This is a genomic window from Shouchella tritolerans, from assembly GCF_025770735.1.
In the GTDB taxonomy this organism is placed as follows: domain Bacteria; phylum Bacillota; class Bacilli; order Bacillales; family Bacillaceae_D; genus Shouchella; species Shouchella tritolerans.
This window is the reverse complement of sequence record NZ_JAODPB010000020.1, coordinates 1-3230: the sequence shown is the minus strand read 5'-3', so window position 1 is coordinate 3230 and position 3230 is coordinate 1. Positions and strand designations below refer to the sequence as shown.

The window sequence follows — 3230 nt, the reverse complement described above, 5'->3', positions numbered from 1 at the left end:
GCTTGTGCTGTTGTTCAGTTTTGAGAGGACTCAAAACTCTCAGGTTCTTTGAAAACTAAATCCAGAAATAACTCAAATTGATCTTTGTTCATCGGTTGTAAAACTGTTTGAACGAGACGTCAAGAATTCAATGCATACCTTTTTATGTATTTTTTATTTTTGCGAAGAGAACCGAGCAGGTCGAGGATGGGAAATGTTCGAATGAGGGAGCGTAGTTGCCTACGGACCGACTGAGAAGCATGAACCAGACGAAGAGATGCGACGGTGATCTGAAGTGAAAAAGGATAAGTTAGAAAGGGCGCACGGTGAATGCCTTGGCACTAGGAGCCGATGAAGGACGCGACGAACCGCGATAGGCTTCGGGGAGCTGTAAGTAAGCTTTGATCCGGAGATTTCCGAATGGGGGAACCCACCATCCGTAATGGGATGGTACTGGCATCTGAACACATAGGATGTCGAGAGGCAGACCCGGGGAACTGAAACATCTAAGTACCCGGAGGAAGAGAAAGCAAATGCGATTTCCTGAGTAGCGGCGAGCGAAACGGAAACAGCCCAAACCAAGAGGCTTGCCTCTTGGGGTTGTAGGACACTCAATACGGAGTGATCAAGAAACGGAGTAGGTGAACTGTCTGGAAAGGCAGGCCGTAGAAGGTAACAGCCCTGTAGCTGAAACTTCGTTTCCTCCAGAGTGGATCCTGAGTACGGCGGGACACGTGAAACCCCGTCGGAATCCGGGAGGACCATCTCCCAAGGCTAAATACTCCCTAGTGACCGATAGTGAACCAGTACCGTGAGGGAAAGGTGAAAAGCACCCCGGAAGGGGAGTGAAAGAGATCCTGAAACCGTGTGCCTACAACTAGTCAGAGCCCGTTAACGGGTGATGGCGTGCCTTTTGTAGAATGAACCGGCGAGTTACGGTATCGTGCAAGGTTAAGCTGATGAAGCGGAGCCGCAGCGAAAGCGAGTCTGAATAGGGCGCTTAAGTACGATGCCGTAGACCCGAAACCGGGTGATCTACCCATGTCCAGGGTGAAGGTCGGGTAACACCGACTGGAGGCCCGAACCCACGCAAGTTGAAAATTGCGGGGATGAGGTGTGGGTAGGGGTGAAATGCCAATCGAACTCGGAAATAGCTGGTTCTCCCCGAAATAGCTTTAGGGCTAGCCTCGAGTGATGAGTCTTGGAGGTAGAGCACTGATTGGACGAGGGGTCCCCACAGGATTACCGAATTCAGTCAAACTCCGAATGCCAATGACTTTAACTCGGGAGTCAGACTGCGAGTGCTAAGATCCGTAGTCAAGAGGGAAACAGCCCAGACCATCAGCTAAGGTCCCCAAGTATACGTTAAGTGGAAAAGGATGTGGAGTTGCCCAGACAACCAGGATGTTGGCTTAGAAGCAGCCATCATTGAAAGAGTGCGTAATAGCTCACTGGTCGAGTGACTCTGCGCCGAAAATGTACCGGGGCTAAACGTATCACCGAAGCTATGGCAATCCCGTATGGGATTGGGTAGGGGAGCGTTCCAAGGACAGCGAAGCCAGATCGTGAGGACTGGTGGAGTGCTTGGAAGTGAGAATGCCGGTATGAGTAGCGAAAAGATAGGTGAGAATCCTATCCGTCGAAAGCCCAAGGTTTCCTGAGGAAGGCTCGTCCGCTCAGGGTTAGTCGGGACCTAAGCCGAGGCCGAAAGGCGTAGGCGATGGACAACAGGTTGATATTCCTGTACCACCTCGTATTCGTTTGAACGATGGGGGGACGCAGAAAGGTAGGGTGAGCGCGCCGCTGGCTGTGCGCGTCGAAGCATGCGAGGCTGGAACATAGGCAAATCCGTGTTCCGTAAGGCTGAGCTGTGACCGTGAAGGACCTTCGGGTCCGAAATCCCTGATCCTCCGCTGCCGAGAAAAGCCTCTAGTGAGAATACAGGTGCCCGTACCGCAAACCGACACAGGTAGGCGAGAAGAGAATTCTAAGACGCTCGGGAGAACTCTCGTTAAGGAACTCGGCAAAATGACCCCGTAACTTCGGGAGAAGGGGTGCTCTAGTAGGGTTAACCGCCCGAGAGAGCCGCAGTGAAAAGATCCAAGCGACTGTTTAGCAAAAACACAGGTCTCTGCGAAGCCGTAAGGCGAAGTATAGGGGCTGACACCTGCCCGGTGCTGGAAGGTTAAGAGGAAGGGTCATCCCTCACGGGAGAAGCTCTGAATTGAAGCCCCAGTAAACGGCGGCCGTAACTATAACGGTCCTAAGGTAGCGAAATTCCTTGTCGGGTAAGTTCCGACCCGCACGAATGGTGCAACGACTTGGATACTGTCTCAACGAGAGACCCGGTGAAATTATAGTACCTGTGAAGATGCAGGTTACCCGCGACAGGACGGAAAGACCCCATGGAGCTTTACTGTAGCTTGATAGTGAGTGTTGGTATCATCTGTACAGGATAGGTAGGAGCCTTGGAAACCGGAGCGCTAGCTTCGGTGGAGGCGTCGGTGGGATACTACCCTGATGGTGCTGGCATTCTAACCTCGACCCGTGATCCGGGCCAGGGACATTGTCAGGTGGGCAGTTTGACTGGGGCGGTCGCCTCCTAAACAGTAACGGAGGCGCCCAAAGGTTCCCTCAGAATGGTTGGAAATCATTCGCAGAGTGCAAAGGCAGAAGGGAGCTTGACTGCGAGACCTACAAGTCGAGCAGGGACGAAAGTCGGGCTTAGTGATCCGGCGGTGCCGTATGGAAGGGCCGTCGCTCAACGGATAAAAGCTACCCTGGGGATAACAGGCTTATCTCCCCCAAGAGTCCACATCGACGGGGAGGTTTGGCACCTCGATGTCGGCTCGTCGCATCCTGGGGCTGAAGTAGGTCCCAAGGGTTGGGCTGTTCGCCCATTAAAGCGGCACGCGAGCTGGGTTCAGAACGTCGTGAGACAGTTCGGTCCCTATCCGTCGCGGGCGTAGGAAATTTGAGAGGAGCTGTCCTTAGTACGAGAGGACCGGGATGGACATACCGCTGGTGTACCAGTTGTTCCGCCAGGAGCATCGCTGGGTAGCTACGTATGGACGGGATAAGTGCTGAAAGCATCTAAGCATGAAGCCCCCCTCAAGATGAGATTTCCCATGGCGTAAGCCAGTAAGACCCCTTAGAGATGATGAGGTTGATAGGTCAGAAGTGGAAGCGTGGCGACACGTGGAGCGGACTGATACTAATCGGTCGAGGACTTATCCTATACATTCTTGACA

The 3230-nt window shown here is 53.1% G+C and carries 1 rRNA gene; it reads left to right on the top strand.

The window, feature by feature from the left end:
* The first annotated feature begins 282 nt into the window (after window positions 1–282).
* Window positions 283–3217 (top strand): 23S ribosomal RNA (locus tag N6H06_RS22875).
* The last annotated feature ends 13 nt before the right edge of the window (window positions 3218–3230 follow it).